At 46.0% G+C, this 17681-nt stretch carries 13 protein-coding genes and 4 tRNA genes; 15 read left to right on the top strand and 2 right to left on the bottom strand.

What is annotated here, in order from left to right:
* Positions 1-29: 29 nt before the first annotated feature.
* Positions 30-458, bottom strand: coding sequence for a GNAT family N-acetyltransferase (locus tag DYB02_RS00265; protein ID WP_005497562.1), 429 nt, complete (start codon positions 456-458; stop codon positions 30-32).
* A gap of 100 nt (positions 459-558) precedes the next feature.
* Between DYB02_RS00265 and murB the strand changes: the two genes are divergently transcribed.
* Together murB and birA are read left to right on the top strand one after the other, a co-directional pair.
* Positions 559-1602, top strand: coding sequence for a UDP-N-acetylmuramate dehydrogenase (gene murB / locus DYB02_RS00260; RefSeq protein ID WP_020839817.1), 1044 nt, complete (start codon positions 559-561; stop codon positions 1600-1602).
* Positions 1599-2564 carry a bifunctional biotin--[acetyl-CoA-carboxylase] ligase/biotin operon repressor BirA gene (gene birA / locus DYB02_RS00255; protein WP_005478002.1) on the top strand — a complete coding sequence of 322 codons (966 nt, stop codon included), beginning with the start codon at positions 1599-1601 and terminating at the stop codon, positions 2562-2564. The genes murB and birA overlap by 4 nt, the downstream gene beginning before the upstream one ends.
* A 6-nt stretch (positions 2565-2570) precedes the next feature.
* On the opposite strand, the gene coaA is transcribed toward birA, so the two are convergent.
* On the bottom strand, positions 2571-3494 hold the full coding sequence (gene coaA / locus DYB02_RS00250) for a type I pantothenate kinase (RefSeq protein WP_015297458.1): 924 nt from the start codon (positions 3492-3494) through the stop codon (positions 2571-2573).
* A 206-nt stretch (positions 3495-3700) separates the two neighbouring features.
* On the opposite strand from coaA, the gene DYB02_RS00245 reads away from it, so the two are divergent.
* From DYB02_RS00245 to rpoC, 13 genes are all read left to right on the top strand, one after another.
* Positions 3701-3776: transfer RNA gene (locus DYB02_RS00245), tRNA-Thr, on the top strand.
* Between the two features lie 36 nt (positions 3777-3812).
* Positions 3813-3897 (top strand) — tRNA-Tyr (locus DYB02_RS00240).
* 35 nt (positions 3898-3932) lie between these two features.
* Positions 3933-4007: transfer RNA gene (locus DYB02_RS00235), tRNA-Gly, on the top strand.
* 13 nt (positions 4008-4020) lie between these two features.
* Positions 4021-4096 (top strand) — tRNA-Thr (locus DYB02_RS00230).
* A 103-nt stretch (positions 4097-4199) separates the two neighbouring features.
* Positions 4200-5384, top strand: a complete 1185-nt coding sequence (gene tuf / locus DYB02_RS00225) for an elongation factor Tu (protein ID WP_005480487.1) — start codon at positions 4200-4202, stop codon at positions 5382-5384.
* Positions 5385-5650: 266 nt separating this feature from the next.
* A complete protein-coding gene (gene secE / locus DYB02_RS00215) occupies positions 5651-6031 on the top strand; it encodes a preprotein translocase subunit SecE (protein WP_005384680.1) in 381 nt (126 codons plus the stop codon).
* Positions 6032-6044: 13 nt separating this feature from the next.
* Positions 6045-6593 (top strand): transcription termination/antitermination protein NusG, encoded by a 549-nt coding sequence (nusG, locus tag DYB02_RS00210; RefSeq protein ID WP_005384681.1) that lies wholly within the window; start codon positions 6045-6047, stop codon positions 6591-6593.
* Positions 6594-6757: 164 nt separating this feature from the next.
* Entirely contained in the window at positions 6758-7186 is a 429-nt protein-coding gene (gene rplK, locus DYB02_RS00205) for a 50S ribosomal protein L11 (RefSeq protein ID WP_005489784.1), read from the top strand.
* Between the two features lie 4 nt (positions 7187-7190).
* On the top strand, positions 7191-7892 hold the full coding sequence (gene rplA / locus DYB02_RS00200) for a 50S ribosomal protein L1 (protein WP_005489780.1): 702 nt from the start codon (positions 7191-7193) through the stop codon (positions 7890-7892).
* A 292-nt stretch (positions 7893-8184) separates the two neighbouring features.
* Complete coding sequence (gene rplJ / locus DYB02_RS00195) at positions 8185-8673, top strand: 50S ribosomal protein L10 (protein WP_005481772.1); 489 nt, start codon at positions 8185-8187, stop codon at positions 8671-8673.
* Between the two features lie 60 nt (positions 8674-8733).
* Positions 8734-9102, top strand: a complete 369-nt coding sequence (rplL, locus tag DYB02_RS00190; protein WP_005466152.1) for a 50S ribosomal protein L7/L12 — start codon at positions 8734-8736, stop codon at positions 9100-9102.
* Between the two features lie 252 nt (positions 9103-9354).
* Positions 9355-13383 (top strand): DNA-directed RNA polymerase subunit beta, encoded by a 4029-nt coding sequence (gene rpoB, locus DYB02_RS00185; RefSeq protein ID WP_029862114.1) that lies wholly within the window; start codon positions 9355-9357, stop codon positions 13381-13383.
* 75 nt (positions 13384-13458) lie between these two features.
* Complete coding sequence (gene rpoC, locus DYB02_RS00180; RefSeq protein WP_005456484.1) at positions 13459-17661, top strand: DNA-directed RNA polymerase subunit beta'; 4203 nt, start codon at positions 13459-13461, stop codon at positions 17659-17661.
* Positions 17662-17681: the final 20 nt, after the last annotated feature.

Here is a 17681-nt window from a genome sequence, read left to right as displayed (position 1 = left end):
TTTTACCAAAGATATGATTTCCCTGGCTACTAAAGCGCACGCTTTGAAACCTTTGAAGGGATAAATTGCATTGGAATGAGATCTTTGCCGCTATCAACATAACGTTGAAAGGCCATCTTTAAGGAGTTCGGCAGCTCATGACTGTCAATGGTTTCGAAACCATGTTGAGCATAATATTTTTCTAAGTAGCTAAAAGCGAAGCAATAATCACCATCTTCGAAAACTTTGTTCTCGCAATGCTCTAGCAGAGTGCGGCCAACGCTCGTGCCTCTAACTTCTGGGATGACGAGCATGCCTGTTAATAAGCGATATTGCTCTACGGTTTTTAATCTTAGTAGTGCGACGATCACACCTTCACGACTGGCTGTGATGATGAGTTCATCTTTTTTGGCTCGCCCGGAGGGGTAATGGGCTTTATAGAGCTTTTTGATCAAAGGGAGTTTGATCGGATTTAACACTTCTATGATTAATGAGTTAGGTATTGTCACTGCGGTTAAAAGTTAACTGGGGTAGAATGTGCCCAGTTTAAGAGAATCTTATCTGGCGTTGCAAATCACTATGCAAATTAAAGAACACGCAAGCCTCAAGGCTTTTCACACTTTTGGTATCGAGCAGACTTGCTCCTACTTAGCCATTGTTGACTCGATAGATGATGTAATCAGCCTCTATCAAAATCCTGCTTTTCAAAGTCTGCCGAAGTTGTTTTTGGGTAAAGGCAGCAATGTTCTATTTACTGAACATTTTGATGGTCTCGTCATTGTTAACCGCCTTTTGGGGAAATCGGTTTCAGAAACCCATGAAGATTATCTTCTGCATGTTCAAGGTGGGGAGGATTGGCCGAGTTTGGTGGCTTGGTGTGTTGCCCAAGGTATGGGCGGGATCGAAAACTTAGCTTTGATTCCCGGTTGTGCTGGGTCAGCTCCGATCCAAAACATCGGCGCATACGGGGTTGAACTAAAAGATCTTTGTAGCTACGTCGATGTATTGGATTTGACGACTTTAAAAACGAGGCGGATGAGTGCGGAAGACTGCGAATTTGGGTACCGAGATTCAGTTTTCAAACATGATCTATATGAAAAATGCTTTGTCACAGCCATTGGCTTGAAGCTGCCGAAGCGATGGACGCCGAAGAATCAATATGGGCCGTTACAAAACATCCCTGAAAACGAATTAAGTCCAAATGCAATATTTGAACGTGTGTGCCAAGTTCGTATGGAGAAACTGCCAGACCCAGCTAAAGTCGGTAACGCAGGGAGTTTCTTTAAAAACCCTGTGATCAGCCAAGATCATTATGATCAACTCATTCGAAAGCATAGCGACATGGTGGCTTACCCTGCAAACGAGGGAATGAAAGTGGCAGCCGGTTGGCTGATTGACCAGTGTGGTTTGAAAGGTATTTCAGTCAACGGTGCTCAGGTGAACCCTTTACAAGCGTTGGTATTAACAAATGTCGACAACTGCAGTGCTGATGACGTGGTTGCACTTGCTTCTTTGGTGAAAAGGGCGGTGTGGGATAAGTACCAAATTGAACTCGAACACGAAGTGCGCTTTATGAATCGTCAAGGTGAAACTAATCTCGCTAAGATTGAGGCGGCTCAATGAGAAAAGAACACTCAGTGAAGCTACATATCCTTAAAACACTCAGCGATGGCGGTTTTCATTCAGGTGAAATGCTTGGACAACAACTGGGCATTTCTAGAGCGGCAATTGCAAAGCACATTAAAGGGTTGAATGATTGGGGAGTGGATATTTATCGTATCCAAGGACGAGGCTATCAACTGGCTCATCCTCTTCAATTACTCGATGAAACTCGTCTGAAAAATGCCATTAGCACTCCGGTAGAACTGATTTCCGTGATCGATTCAACGAATCAATATTTGTTAGAGAAAGTCAGTGAATCCGATAAAGGGCGAGTTTGTATCGCTGAATATCAGGCGCAGGGGCGCGGTCGTCGCGGACGTCAATGGATATCGCCATTTGGCACCAATCTGTATTTGTCTATGTACTGGCGCTTAGATGCGGGTATGGCGGCAGCGATGGGACTGAGTTTGGTCGTGGGTATTGCAGCAGTCGAAGCGCTGGAAAGTATCGGTATCCAAGGTGTTAAGCTTAAGTGGCCAAACGACATCTACTATCAAGATAAAAAACTAGCCGGTATTTTAGTGGAGATGTCTGGTCAAGCAGGAGGCGCAGCTCACTTAGTGATTGGAATGGGATTAAATATTGGCATGCCTGATGTGCAGCCCGGTATTGATCAACCTTGGACAACACTCAACCAAATTTCCAATGAAGTTAGTATCGATAGAACTCAATTGGCGATACGTCTTATCGATCATTGGAAAGCCGCGTTAGAAGAATATGAACTGACTGGACTGGGTGGTTTTGTTGAACGTTGGAATCGTTTGGACAACTTTATCGGCCGACCGGTTAAGCTTCTTATGGGACCGAGAGAAATACACGGAGTGGTACAAGGTATCGACCAACAGGGTGGGGTGGTGCTCAAAACTGAAAATGGTTTGGAAACCTACATTGGCGGAGAAATTTCGTTGAGAAAAGGGGACTGAGCCCCTTTACTTTCTTAGCGATACTTTGTCGACAAGGTGGTTAGCACCTTTGTGGAGGATCAAATGGGCTCTTTCTCTGGTTGGAAGAATGTTCAATTCCAGATTGAGTCCATTAATATTGCGCCAAATTTCTTTCGCTTTACTTTTCGCTTCATCGACCGACAGCTGCGTATAGTGGCTGAAGTAGGAGCCTGGTTTAGTAAAAGCTCCGCGGCGAAACTTCAAAAATCTCTCGACATACCACTGCTCTATCGTTTCACTTTCCGCATCAACATAAATTGAGAAATCAAGAAAATCAGATACAAATACTCGATGTGGATCATGTGGGTAGTCCATACCGCTTTGTAATACGTTTAAGCCTTCAATAATCAGCACGTCAGGTCGGTCGACTTTTTTTAGCTCATCAGTAATGTCGTATGTGATGTGTGAGTAAACAGGTACTTCAAGATTTGGTTTACCCGCCTTTACATCAGAAACAAATTCTACCAAGCGTTTGATGTCGTAAGATTCGGGAAAACCCTTGCGATGCATGATACCGCGCTCTTCCAAAACCTTTTTGGGATACAGAAAGCCATCCGTTGTAACTAAGGCGACTTTGGGATGATTTTCCCAACGAGAAAGCAGTGCTTTAAGAATGCGTGCTGTTGTACTTTTTCCAACAGCCACACTACCCGCAATGCCAATAACAAATGGCGGAGCGTGTTCCTCGGTATTTAGAAACTGCTGAAGAACAGAGTTGCGACTTTGGCGAGCCTGTACATATAAATTGAGTAGACGAGACAAAGGAAGGTAGATCTCTACCGCTTCCTCCATAGTGAGGTTTTCATTTATGCCTTGAAGCGCCTTTAGATCGTCTTCAGAGAGTGTCATCGGAACAGAATTACGCAGTTCTGCCCACTCGGCACGGTCAAATGACAAAAATGGACTCATGGGTCTCTTTTATCCTTGGTTTAGTAGAGAGCAAGAACATACAACAAGCACCGTGCAAAGCAAACGACAAAGCACGAAAGTTTGCTTTAAAAAGCGAGGTTTGTATGATTTTGCAGCAATTGAAACTAAAAAACCGAATTTTACGACTTTTTTTTAAATAGCTATTGCAACCTAGAAAATCATTCAATAGAATGCGCACCACTTATGCCGACTTAGCTCAGTAGGTAGAGCAACTGACTTGTAATCAGTAGGTCACCAGTTCGATTCCGGTAGTCGGCACCATTCTTTCCTTTAGTAGTTAGAATGGCTTAAAAATTTGGAGGGGTTCCCGAGTGGCCAAAGGGAGCAGACTGTAAATCTGCCGGCACTGCCTTCGATGGTTCGAATCCGTCCCCCTCCACCATATTCTTTAGGAAATAGCTCTCAGAGTTACGTGTTGCGGGCATCGTATAATGGCTATTACCTCAGCCTTCCAAGCTGATGATGCGGGTTCGATTCCCGCTGCCCGCTCCACTCTAATTTGAGTGCTGATATAGCTCAGGTGGTAGAGCGCATCCTTGGTAAGGATGAGGTCGGCAGTTCGAGTCTGCCTATCAGCACCAGCTCTCAAAGTTATCTCCTTTTGATATTAGATTTACCAATAATCTTTATTTGGTTGCGTGGTCAATTTGGGCCACCAAAAATCCGTACCTAGAGGGACCACTCATGTCTAAAGAAAAATTTGAACGTACGAAACCGCACGTTAACGTTGGTACTATCGGCCACGTTGACCACGGTAAAACAACTCTAACTGCAGCTATCTGTACTACTCTAGCTAAAGTTTACGGCGGTGAAGCGAAAGACTTCGCATCTATCGATAACGCTCCAGAAGAGCGTGAGCGCGGTATCACAATCGCTACTTCACACGTTGAGTACGACACTCCATCACGTCACTACGCACACGTTGACTGTCCAGGACACGCTGACTATGTTAAAAACATGATCACTGGTGCTGCGCAGATGGACGGTGGTATCCTAGTTGTTGCTGCGACAGATGGCCCAATGCCACAAACTCGTGAGCACATCCTACTAGGCCGTCAGGTTGGTATCCCATACATCATCGTATTCATGAACAAATGTGACATGGTTGACGATGAAGAGCTACTAGAACTAGTAGAAATGGAAGTTCGTGAACTTCTATCTGAATACGATTTCCCAGGTGATGACCTACCAGTTATCCAAGGTTCTGCACTAGGCGCACTAAACGGCGAAGAGCAGTGGGAAGCGAAAATCGTTGAACTAGCTGAAGCTCTAGATACTTACATCCCTGAGCCAGAGCGTGCGGTAGATCAGCCATTCCTAATGCCTATCGAAGACGTATTCTCAATCCAAGGTCGTGGTACAGTAGTAACTGGCCGTATCGAGCGTGGTATCCTAACAGTTGGTGACGAAGTTGCTATCGTAGGTATCAAGGATACAACTACTACAACATGTACTGGTGTAGAGATGTTCCGTAAGCTTCTAGACGAAGGCCGTGCAGGTGAGAACGTTGGTGCACTTCTACGTGGTACTAAGCGTGACGAAGTTGAACGTGGTCAAGTACTAGCTAAGCCTGGTTCAATCACTCCACACACTAAGTTCGAATCAGAAGTATACGTACTATCTAAAGAAGAAGGCGGTCGTCACACTCCTTTCTTCAAAGGTTACCGTCCACAGTTCTACTTCCGTACAACTGACGTAACTGGCGATATCTCTCTACCAGAAGGCGTAGAAATGGTAATGCCAGGCGACAACATCCAAATGGTTGTTGAGCTAATCGCACCAATCGCAATGGACGAAGGTCTACGTTTCGCTATCCGTGAAGGTGGCCGTACAGTAGGTGCTGGTGTTGTTGCTAAGATCTTCGAATAATTCTTAACGAATTAAACGAATGCTTTCGGAAAATCTTGAATTAGATTTGACGAACCAGTAGCAAAAAGGGCATCATTTGATGCCCTTTTTCTGCGCTCAACATTATTTTTGCTGTTTTCTTGTTCAGAAGTGGGTTGGGTGCAGAGCAAGATTAGGCAAAGAGGCTTAATCTTAAGAAGAGTTCGCTGTTTTTCAGCGATATGGAGTTTGCCCTGCAACAGCGGGGTTGTTGTCGTCTATATTAAGACTTGTAACAGGTTGGTTTTATGAAAGCAAATAATGCTGAAACTCCTGATAGCTCAAATGCAGCAGATACGTTTAAGTGGGTTGCCGCTTTCGTATTGGCAGCTGCCGCTGTTGTGGGTAATTACCTGTATGGTGAAATGTCTGTAGTGGTTCGCGCTGCAGGCGTTGTTGTTCTAATTGCAGCTGCCCTTGGCGTTGCAGCAACAACGACTAAAGGTAAAGCAGCGATCAGTTTTGCAAAAGAATCGCGTATGGAAGTACGTAAAGTTGTTTGGCCTACTCGCCAAGAAACCATGCAAACAACACTGATCGTTTTAGCTGTAAGTATTGTAATGGCTCTAGTGCTATGGGGTATTGACGGAATTATGGTTCGTCTAGTAGCTCTAGCAACTGGGGTATAGAGGGTTTTAATTCATGAGTGAAGCTCCAAAAAAACGCTGGTATGTGGTTCAAGCCTTCTCTGGATTTGAAGGTCGTGTAGCTCAATCTCTGCGCGAGCATATCAAAATGCACGGCATGGAAGAGCTATTCGGTGAAGTACTAGTTCCTACTGAAGAAGTAGTGGAAATGCGCGCGGGTCAACGTCGCAAATCTGAGCGTAAGTTCTTCCCAGGTTACGTCCTTGTTCAGATGATTATGAACGATGAATCATGGCACCTAGTACGTAGTGTGCCGCGTGTCATGGGCTTCATTGGTGGTACCTCAGACCGTCCAGCACCTATCACTGATAAAGAAGCTGACGCTATTCTTAACCGTCTTGAGAAAGCGAGTGAAGCTCCTCGTCCACGTACTATGTACGAAGCGGGTGAAGTGGTTCGTGTTAATGAAGGTCCATTTGCTGATTTCAACGGTACCGTTGAAGAAGTGGATTACGAGAAGAGCCGCCTGAAAGTGTCTGTGTCGATCTTTGGTCGTGCAACACCAGTTGAGCTTGAATTTGGTCAGGTTGAAAAACTGGACTAATACTCTGATTTAAAGAGTATAAAAAATCACCTTTTTAGGGTTGTATAAGGCGCGAATTATGACTATAATTTCGCGCCTTTTTACTTCTTGTGAAGTAAAAAGTTTCTTACACAAACGGGGAGCTGATCCGTGATTAGCGTTTGTACCCAAACTTAGGAATTATCATGGCTAAGAAAGTTGAAGCTTACATCAAGCTACAAGTTGCTGCTGGCGCTGCGAACCCAAGTCCACCAGTTGGTCCTGCTCTAGGTCAACACGGTGTTAACATCATGGAATTCTGTAAAGCGTTCAACGCGAAAACAGAATCTCTAGAGAAGGGTCTACCAACTCCAGTAGTTATCACAGTATACAGCGACCGTTCTTTCACGTTCGTAACTAAGACTCCACCTGCTGCTGTTCTTCTTAAGAAAGCTGCTGGCGTTAAGTCTGGTTCAGGCCGTCCAAACACTGAAAAAGTGGGCACTGTAACTGACGCTCAAATCCAAGAAATCGCAGAAACTAAAGCTGCAGATATGACTGGTGCTGACATCGAAGCGATGAAGCGTTCTATCGCTGGTACTGCTCGTTCAATGGGCCTAGTGGTAGAGGGTTAATAAGATGGCAAAACTAACTAAGCGCATGCGCGTAATCCGCGAAAAAGTTGACGTAACTAAAGAATACGAAATCAACGAAGCTGTTGCTCTTCTTCAAGAACTAGCTACTGCTAAATTCGTTGAGTCTGTAGACGTTGCTGTTAACCTAGGCATTGATGCTCGTAAATCTGACCAGAACGTACGTGGTGCAACTGTACTACCTCACGGTACTGGCCGCGACATCCGCGTAGCAGTGTTCACTCAAGGTGCAAACGCTGAAGCAGCTAAAGAAGCTGGCGCAGACATCGTTGGTATGGAAGATCTTGCTGAGCAAGTTAAGAAAGGCGAAATGAACTTTGACGTAGTTGTTGCTTCTCCAGATGCAATGCGCGTTGTAGGTCAACTAGGTACTATCCTAGGTCCTCGCGGTCTTATGCCAAACCCTAAAGTTGGTACTGTAACTCCTAACGTTGCTGAAGCAGTTAAAAACGCTAAAGCTGGTCAGGTTCGTTACCGTAACGACAAAAACGGCATCATCCACACTACTATCGGCAAAGCAAACTTCTCTGCTGAGCAGATCAAAGAGAACCTAGAAGCACTTCTAGTTGCTCTGAAGAAAGCTAAGCCATCTTCAGCGAAAGGTACTTTCCTGAAGAAAGTAAGCATCTCTACTACTATGGGTGCTGGTGTTGCTGTTGATCAGGCTAGCCTGAACACTCAAGCATAATTTATTTGCTTAGGCGCAAAATTTGTGTATAATTTTGCGCCTAATATTTGTGGTTGGGGCTGAACTTTGGTTCTTTGAACTGTCTCCTAGTTCGAAATGAATTAAGACCCAGTCTCCGTCCAAGACCGTAGGTGTCTGCCTAACCGTTGACTTAATTATCCTACGTAGATGGTGCCCGAACTGACAGAAAGCTCTATGTAAATAGTTAACTTTCTTCTGGGAATGCACCTCAATAGCTCTCACTGTCGTGATGATAGTGAGTGGTGTAACGACAACCAGGAGTAAATCCAAGATGGCTTTAAACCTTCAAGACAAAAAAGCAATTGTTGCTGAAGTCAACGAAGCTGCCAGTGGTGCACTTTCTGCAGTTGTAGCTGATTCTCGTGGCGTTGAAGTTGGCGCAATGACTTCTCTACGTAAACAAGCTCGTGAAGCTGGCGTTTACATGAAAGTCGTGCGTAACACTCTAGCACGTCGTGCGGTTCAGGGTACAGACTACGAGTGTCTAACTGACACTTTCACTGGTCCTACTCTAATCGCGTTCTCTAACGAGCACCCAGGTGCTGCAGCGCGTCTTTTCAAAGACTTCGCTAAAGAGAACAAAGACTTCGAGATCAAAGCTGCTGCATTTGAAGGCGCGCTAACTGACGCTGAAGTACTAGCGACACTACCAACTTACGACGAAGCAATCGCACGCCTAATGATGTGCATGAAAGAAGCTTCTGCTGGCAAGCTGGTTCGTACAATCGCTGCTATCCGCGATCAAAAAGAAGCTGCTTAATAAGCCTTGCTTTTTACTGGTTGCTTAATAAACTTATTGTTGACTTAAAAGAGAATTGTTATGTCTATTACTAACGAGCAAATCCTAGACGCAGTTGCAGAAATGTCTGTAATGCAAGTTGTTGAACTAATCGAAGCAATGGAAGAGAAATTCGGTGTTTCTGCTGCTGCTGCTGTTGTAGCTGGCGGCGCTGCTGCTGGTGCAGCTGTTGAAGAGCAAACTGAATTCGACGTAATCCTAGAATCTGCTGGCGGTAACAAAGTTGCTGTAATCAAAGCAGTACGTGGCGCAACTGGCCTAGGTCTTAAAGAAGCTAAAGCTCTTGTAGACGGCGCTCCAGCACCTCTTAAAGAAGGTGTTGACAAAGCAGAAGCTGACGCTCTTAAAGCTCAGCTAGAAGAAGCTGGTGCAACTGTTGCTGTTAAGTAATTATTGCATAGTTTCTTAGCCTAACGGCTAATTGGCTGGTGGTTTTTTAACCACCGGCCTTTTTGCGCTGTAGGGTATAGGCGAATTTTCCCGCTGTTTAAGCGCCTGATATCCATGCAAAAAACATTTCATTCTTTCGAAATGAAATGTCACTACAGTAAACAGCTATATTAGTCACTGTCCCTTACCCCCCTTAAGTAACTAGGAGTGGGCGGACAGTTTGGGTCACTTATCAGCGAGCTGAGGAACCCCATGGTTTACTCTTATACCGAGAAAAAGCGCATCCATAAGGACTTTGGTACTCGTCCACAAGTTTTGGACATTCCATACCTGCTATCGATCCAGCTCGATTCGTTCGACAAATTCATCGAACAGGATCCTGAAGGTCAATACGGTCTTGAAGCTGCTTTCCGTTCTGTATTCCCGATTCAGAGCTACAACGGCAATTCTGAGCTGCAATACGTTAGCTACCGTCTTGGTGAGCCAGTTTTTGACGTTAAAGAATGTCAAATCCGCGGTGTAACTTACTCAAAGCCACTACGTGTAAAACTACGCCTAGTTATCTTTGATAAAGACGCGCCAGCAGGTACTGTAAAAGACATTAAAGAACAAGAAGTCTACATGGGTGAAATTCCACTCATGACAGACAATGGTACCTTCGTAATTAACGGTACCGAGAGGGTTATCGTATCCCAGCTGCACCGAAGCCCAGGCGTATTCTTCGACAGCGATAAGGGTAAGACCCACTCTTCAGGTAAAGTTTTATACAACGCGCGCGTTATTCCTTACCGTGGTTCATGGCTTGATTTCGAGTTTGATCCTAAGGATAACTTGTACGTTCGTATCGACCGTCGTCGTAAGCTACCAGCATCGATCATCCTTCGTGCACTAGGTAAATCGACTGAAGAAATCCTAGATATCTTCTTCGAGAAAGTGAACTTCGAAGTGAAAGACCAAACTCTACTGATGGAGTTGGTTCCAGATCGTCTACGTGGTGAAACTGCGTCATTTGACATCGAATCGAATGGTAAAGTTTACGTAGAGCAAGGTCGTCGCGTAACAGCTCGTCATATCCGCCAACTAGAGAAAGATGGCGTTGATCACATCGAAGTACCAGTAGAGTACATCGTTGGTAAAGTTGCATCGAAAGATTACATCAACGAAGCAACAGGCGAGATCATTGTTAATGCTAACCAGGAAATCAGCCTGGAAGCGCTAGCGAACCTGTCTCAAGCTGGCCACAAAGCGCTAGAAGTTCTGTTTACGAACGATCTAGACCACGGTCCATTCATGTCAGAAACACTACGCATCGACAGCACTGTTGACCGTATTTCTGCATTGGTAGAAATCTACCGTATGATGCGCCCTGGTGAGCCACCAACAAAAGAAGCTGCAGAAGCACTATTCGAAAGCCTATTCTTCTCTGAAGAGCGTTACGATCTATCGACTGTTGGTCGTATGAAGTTTAATAGCTCTATCGGTCGTGAAGATGCTCAAGAGCAAGGCACACTTGATGAAACAGATATCATCGAAGTGATGAAGAAGCTTATCGCGATCCGTAACGGCAAAGGCGAAGTGGACGATATCGACCACCTAGGCAACCGTCGTATCCGTTCTGTCGGCGAAATGGCTGAGAACCAGTTCCGTGTAGGTCTAGTACGTGTTGAGCGTGCAGTTAAAGAGCGTCTAAGCCTAGGCGATCTTGACGCAATCATGCCTCAAGACCTGATCAACGCGAAGCCAATTTCTGCAGCGGTTAAAGAATTCTTTGGCTCTTCACAGCTTTCACAGTTCATGGACCAAAACAACCCGTTATCAGAAGTAACGCACAAGCGTCGTATTTCTGCATTGGGTCCTGGCGGTCTGACTCGTGAACGTGCTGGCTTCGAAGTTCGAGACGTACACGTAACTCACTACGGTCGTCTATGTCCTATCGAAACGCCGGAAGGTCTAAACATCGGTCTGATCAACTCTCTATCTGCGTTTGCGCGTTGTAACGAGTACGGTTTCCTTGAGACGCCATACCGTCGCGTTGTAGATGGTGTTGTAACAGACGAAGTAGATTACCTATCTGCAATCGAAGAAGGCCAATTCGTTATCGCTCAGGCGAACGCTAAGCTAAACGAAGATGGTACTTTTGCAGATGAGCTGATCACAGCTCGTCAGAAAGGTGAATCTGGTCTACACCCTCGTGAGCACGCTCAGTACATGGACGTTGCGACAAACCAGGTTGTATCTATCGCTGCATCGCTTATCCCGTTCCTAGAACACGATGATGCGAACCGTGCATTGATGGGTGCGAACATGCAACGTCAGGCAGTTCCAACACTGAAAGCTGACAAACCGCTTGTTGGTACTGGTATCGAACGTAACGTAGCCGTTGACTCAGGTGTAACGGCTGTTGCTAAACGTGGTGGTGTAATCCAGTCAGTAGATGCTTCTCGTATCGTTGTTAAAGTGAACGAAGAAGAGCTAGTACCAGGTGAAGCTGGTATCGACATCTACAACCTGACTAAATACACACGTTCTAACCAGAACACATGTATTAACCAGCGCCCATGTGTGATGCCAGGTGAACCTGTAGCACGCGGTGACGTTCTTGCTGATGGTCCTTCAACAGACCTTGGTGAGCTAGCGCTTGGCCAAAACATGCGTATCGCGTTCATGCCTTGGAACGGTTACAACTTCGAAGACTCGATCTTAGTATCTGAGCGCGTAGTTCAAGAAGACCGCTTCACGACAATCCACATTCAAGAACTGACTTGTGTGGCGCGTGACACTAAGCTGGGCTCTGAAGAGATCACAGCGGATATTCCAAACGTAGGTGAATCTGCTCTGTCTAAACTAGACGAGTCAGGTATCGTTTACATCGGTGCTGAAGTTAAGGGTGGCGACATCCTAGTTGGTAAAGTAACACCTAAAGGTGAAACTCAGCTAACGCCTGAAGAGAAGCTACTACGTGCAATCTTCGGTGAAAAAGCATCTGACGTTAAAGATACTTCACTACGTGTACCTAACTCTGTTTCAGGTACGATCATCGACGTTCAAGTCTTCACTCGCGATGGCGTAGAGAAAGACAAGCGTGCGCTTGAAATCGAACAGATGCAGCTTAAAGAAGCGAAGAAAGACCTAACTGAAGAATTCCAGATTCTTGAGGGTGGCCTTCTAAACCGTGTTAAAGCTGTATTGATTGAAGGCGGTTACTCTGAAGCGAAACTAGACGCGACTGATCGTAAGAAGTGGCTAGAACTAACGCTAGAAGATGACGCACTACAAACTCAGCTTGAGCAACTTGCTGAGCAGTGGGACGAGCTAAAAGCTGACTTCGATAAGAAGTTCGAAACTAAGCGTCGCAAGATCACTCAAGGTGATGATCTAGCACCTGGCGTACTGAAGATCGTTAAGGTTTACCTAGCGGTTAAACGTCGCATTCAGCCTGGTGATAAGATGGCGGGTCGTCACGGTAACAAGGGTGTAATCTCTAAGATCAACCCTGTTGAAGACATGCCATACGATGAGAAAGGTCAGCCTGTAGACATCGTACTTAACCCACTGGGTGTACCTTCGCGTATGAACATCGGTCAGATCCTGGAAGTTCACTTAGGTCTGGCAGCGAAAGGTATCGGTGACAAGATCAACCAGATGGTTAAAGAGCAGCAAGAACTAGCGAAATTCCGCGAGTTCCTACAAAAAGTTTACGATCTAGGCGACACTCGCCAGAAAGTAGACATTGCTTCTCTATCTGATGATGAAGTACGTACTCTGATCAAGAACTTGCGTGGCGGTCTACCAATCGCGACACCTGTATTTGATGGTGCTCCAGAAGCATCAATCAAAGCACTTCTTGAGCTAGCAGACCTGCCAACATCTGGTCAGCTAACGCTGTTTGATGGTCGCACAGGTGATGCGTTTGAGCGTCCTGTAACTGTTGGTTACATGTACATGCTGAAACTGAACCACCTTGTTGATGACAAGATGCACGCACGTTCAACTGGTTCGTACAGCCTAGTAACTCAGCAGCCACTAGGTGGTAAAGCTCAGTTCGGTGGTCAGCGTTTCGGTGAGATGGAAGTATGGGCACTAGAAGCATACGGTGCGGCTTACACTCTACAAGAAATGCTAACCGTTAAGTCAGATGACGTTAACGGCCGTACTAAGATGTACAAAAACATCGTAGACGGTAACCACAGCATGGAACCTGGCATGCCAGAATCGTTCAACGTATTGTTGAAAGAGATCCGCTCGCTAGGTATCAACATCGAGCTAGAAGACGAAGAGTAATCCCCACGGGATTATCGGTAGAAAGGTGCTCACTTTTGCGGGTGAGCTCCTTTTAACTCCTTACAGGAGCTGATTGTGAAAGACTTATTAAACTTTCTAAAAGCACAGCATAAGACCGAAGAATTTGATGCAATCAAAATCGGTCTATCTTCACCAGACATGATCCGTTCATGGTCTTTCGGTGAAGTTAAAAAACCTGAAACGATCAACTATCGTACGTTCAAACCTGAACGCGATGGTTTGTTCTGTGCGCGTATCTTTGGCCCAGTTAAAGACTACGAATGTCTTTGTGGCAAATACAAGCGCCTGAAGCACCGTGGTGTTATCTGTGAGAAGTGTGGTGTAGAAGTTACACAAACTAAAGTTCGTCGTGACCGTATGGGCCACATCGAGCTTGCTTCACCAGTAGCTCACATCTGGTTCCTAAAATCGCTACCGTCTCGTATCGGTCTACTAATGGATATCCCTCTACGTGATATCGAACGTGTTCTTTACTTCGAAATGTACGTAGTAACTGAACCGGGTATGACTGATCTAGAAAAAGGTCAGATGCTAACTGAAGAAGAGTATCTAGACCGTCTAGAAGAGTGGGGTGACGAGTTCACAGCTAAGATGGGTGCAGAAGCTATCAAGGACCTACTAGGTTCTATGGATATGCACGCTGAAGCTGAACAAATGCGCGAAGAGCTTGAGACTACAAACTCAGAAACTAAGCGTAAGAAAGTCACTAAGCGTCTTAAACTGGTAGAAGCGTTCATCGCATCGGGTAACAACCCAGAGTGGATGATCCTGACTGTACTTCCAGTACTTCCGCCAGATCTACGTCCTCTAGTACCACTAGATGGCGGTCGCTTTGCGACTTCTGATCTGAACGACCTATACCGTCGTGTGATCAACCGTAACAACCGTTTGAAGCGTCTTCTAGAGCTAGCTGCTCCGGACATCATCGTACGTAACGAAAAACGTATGCTGCAAGAGTCTGTTGATGCGCTACTAGATAACGGTCGTCGTGGTCGTGCGATCACTGGTTCTAACAAGCGTCCTCTGAAATCTCTTGCTGATATGATCAAGGGTAAACAAGGTCGTTTCCGTCAGAACCTTCTAGGTAAACGTGTAGACTACTCTGGCCGTTCTGTAATCACAGTAGGTCCATACCTTCGTCTGCACCAGTGTGGTCTTCCTAAGAAGATGGCACTTGAGCTATTCAAACCATTTATCTACAGCAAGCTAGAGACTCGTGGTCTTGCGACTACAATCAAAGCTGCGAAGAAAATGGTAGAGCGTGAAGAAGCGGTTGTTTGGGATATCCTAGACGAAGTAATCCGCGAACACCCAGTACTATTGAACCGTGCACCTACACTTCACCGTCTAGGTATCCAGGCGTTCGAACCAGTACTAATCGAAGGCAAAGCGATCCAGCTACACCCACTTGTTTGTGCGGCGTACAACGCGGACTTCGATGGTGACCAAATGGCGGTTCACGTACCTCTAACTCTAGAGGCACAGCTTGAAGCTCGTACTCTGATGATGTCGACAAACAACATTCTGTCGCCAGCGTCAGGTGATCCGATCATCGTACCTTCTCAGGACGTTGTATTGGGTCTGTACTACATGACTCGTGAAAAGATCAACGTGAAAGGTGAAGGCATGTACCTTTCTGGCCCAGCAGAGGCTGAGAAAGCATACCGCACTAAACAAGCTGAGCTTCACGCGCGCGTTAAAGTACGTATTACAGAGACAGTTGTAGACGAAGACGGCAACAGCACAACTGAGACCAAGATGGTAGATACCACTGTTGGTCGTGCAATGCTATGGCAAATCGTGCCAGCTGGTCTACCGTACAGCATCGTTAACCAAAAACTAGGTAAGAAGCAAATCTCTAACCTATTAAACGAGGCGTACCGTAAGCTAGGTCTGAAAGACACTGTAATCTTCGCTGACCAAATCATGTACACAGGTTTCGCTTACGCGGCACTTTCTGGCGTATCTGTTGGTATCGACGATATGGTTGTACCGCCAGCTAAGTACACTGAAATCGCAGAAGCGGAAGAAGAAGTACGTGAAATCCAGGAACAGTACCAATCAGGTCTTGTTACTGCAGGCGAACGCTACAACAAAGTGATCGATATCTGGGCATCGACCAACGACCGCGTTGCGAAAGCAATGATGGAAAACCTTTCATCTGAAACGGTAGTTAACCGTGAAGGTGAAGAGGAACAGCAAGAGTCATTCAACAGCATCTACATGATGGCGGACTCGGGCGCTCGTGGTTCTGCAGCACAGATTCGTCAGCTTGCCGGTATGCGTGGTCTGATGGCGCGTCCAGATGGTTCAATCATCGAAACGCCGATCACAGCGAACTTTAAAGAAGGTCTAAACGTACTTCAGTACTTTATCTCAACGCACGGTGCTCGTAAGGGTCTTGCGGATACGGCACTGAAAACAGCGAACTCGGGTTACCTAACTCGTCGTCTAGTAGACGTTGCTCAAGACGTTGTTGTAACTGAACATGACTGTGGCACTCACGAGGGTGTTGACATGATGCCTCACATCGAGGGTGGTGATGTTAAAGTTGCACTGTCTGAGCTAGCTCTAGGTCGTGTAGTTGCTGAAGACGTTCTAAAACCTGGTACTGAAGATGTTCTTATTCCACGTAACACCCTGATCGATGAGAAGTGGTGTCAAATCATGGAAGAGAACTCAGTAGACAGCATGAAAGTGCGCTCTGTAGTAACGTGTGATTCTGACTTCGGTTGTTGTGCACAGTGTTACGGTCGTGACCTAGCACGTGGTCACCTAGTAAACCAAGGTGAGGCAGTAGGTGTTATCGCTGCTCAGTCTATCGGTGAACCGGGTACACAGCTTACGATGCGTACGTTCCACATCGGTGGTGCGGCATCGACAGCAGCAGCAGAGAACAGCATCCAAGCGAAGAACAACGGTTCTGTTAAGCTTCACAACGCTAAGTTCGTAACAAACAAAGATGGCAAGCTAGTTATCACTTCTCGTGCATCTGAACTAACTATCATCGATGAGTTCGGCCGTACGAAAGAGAAACACAAACTGCCATACGGCTCGCTACTAAGCAAAGGCGACAACGACGCAGTTGAAGCTGGTGAAACAGTAGCGAACTGGGAAGCGCACACACTGCCAATCATCACTGAAGTAGCTGGTCGTATCCAGTTCGTAGATATGATTGATGGCGTAACAGTTTCTCGTCAAACAGATGACCTAACTGGTCTATCTTCAAGCGAAGTAACGGACGCAGCAGCTCGTCCAGCAGCAGGTAAAGATATGCGTCCAGCTATCAAACTTGTTGACGAGCAAGGTAACGACGTAATGATCCCTGGTACTGAAATGCCAGCTCACTACTTCCTACCTGGTAAAGCGATCGTGAACATTGAAGACGGCGCAGAAGTAGGTGTGGGTGATACGCTAGCACGTATTCCTCAAAAATCTGGCGGTAACAAAGATATCACCGGTGGTCTTCCACGCGTTGCTGACTTGTTCGAAGCTCGTAAGCCTAAAGAGCCTGCGATTCTTGCTGAACACACAGGTACAGTTAGCTTCGGTAAAGAGACCAAAGGTAAGCGTCGTCTAGTTATCACGCGTGATAGCGGTGAAGTTTACGAAGAGATGATTCCTAAGCATCGTCAGCTTAACGTGTTCGAAGGTGAGCGCGTTGAACGTGGTGATGTAATCGCTGATGGTCCAGAGTCTCCACATGACATTCTACGTCTACGTGGCGTACACGCAGTAACTCAGTACATCGCTAACGAAGTACAAGAAGTTTACCGTCTACAAGGCGTTAAGATTAACGATAAGCACATCGAGACTATCGTTCGTCAAATGCTACGTAAGTGTACAATTACTCACGCTGGTGACTCTGAGTTCCTACCTGGCGAGCAAGTTGAATACTCACAAGTTAAGATTGCTAACCGTAATCTAGAAGCTGAAGGCAAAGAGCCTGCACGTTTTGAACGTGAACTTCTAGGTATCACTAAAGCGTCTCTAGCGACTGAGTCGTTCATCTCTGCGGCATCGTTCCAGGAGACAACTCGCGTACTAACAGAAGCTGCGGTTTCTGGTAAGCGTGATGACCTACGTGGTCTGAAAGAGAACGTAATTGTTGGTCGTCTGATCCCAGCTGGTACTGGTTTCGCATACCACCAAGAGCGTCAGGCTAAACGTGCTGAAGCGCAAGAAGGTCCATCTGCTGAACAAGCAACAGATAACCTAGCAGCACTTCTAAACGCTGGCTTCTCTTCTGACGAGTAATCGTTAAGAGCTTAAAAGAA

It is taken from the genome of Vibrio parahaemolyticus, from assembly GCF_900460535.1.
Taxonomy (GTDB): Bacteria; Pseudomonadota; Gammaproteobacteria; order Enterobacterales; family Vibrionaceae; genus Vibrio; species Vibrio parahaemolyticus.
Note: the sequence above shows the minus strand (reverse complement) of the source record. Positions and strands in the feature narration are given on the sequence as shown.

Excerpts from the sequence above, each read along its gene's own strand:
- murB (WP_020839817.1), top strand. The coding sequence starts at position 559 with ATGCAAATTAAAGAACACGCAAGCCTCAAGGCTTTTCACACTTTTGGT.
- birA (WP_005478002.1), top strand. The coding sequence starts at position 1,599 with ATGAGAAAAGAACACTCAGTGAAGCTACATATCCTTAAAACACTCAGC.
- coaA (WP_015297458.1), bottom strand. The coding sequence starts at position 3,494 with ATGAGTCCATTTTTGTCATTTGACCGTGCCGAGTGGGCAGAACTGCGT.
- tuf (WP_005480487.1), top strand. The coding sequence starts at position 4,200 with ATGTCTAAAGAAAAATTTGAACGTACGAAACCGCACGTTAACGTTGGT.
- secE (WP_005384680.1), top strand. The coding sequence starts at position 5,651 with ATGAAAGCAAATAATGCTGAAACTCCTGATAGCTCAAATGCAGCAGAT.
- nusG (WP_005384681.1), top strand. The coding sequence starts at position 6,045 with ATGAGTGAAGCTCCAAAAAAACGCTGGTATGTGGTTCAAGCCTTCTCT.
- rplK (WP_005489784.1), top strand. The coding sequence starts at position 6,758 with ATGGCTAAGAAAGTTGAAGCTTACATCAAGCTACAAGTTGCTGCTGGC.
- rplA (WP_005489780.1), top strand. The coding sequence starts at position 7,191 with ATGGCAAAACTAACTAAGCGCATGCGCGTAATCCGCGAAAAAGTTGAC.
- rplJ (WP_005481772.1), top strand. The coding sequence starts at position 8,185 with ATGGCTTTAAACCTTCAAGACAAAAAAGCAATTGTTGCTGAAGTCAAC.
- rplL (WP_005466152.1), top strand. The coding sequence starts at position 8,734 with ATGTCTATTACTAACGAGCAAATCCTAGACGCAGTTGCAGAAATGTCT.
- rpoB (WP_029862114.1), top strand. The coding sequence starts at position 9,355 with ATGGTTTACTCTTATACCGAGAAAAAGCGCATCCATAAGGACTTTGGT.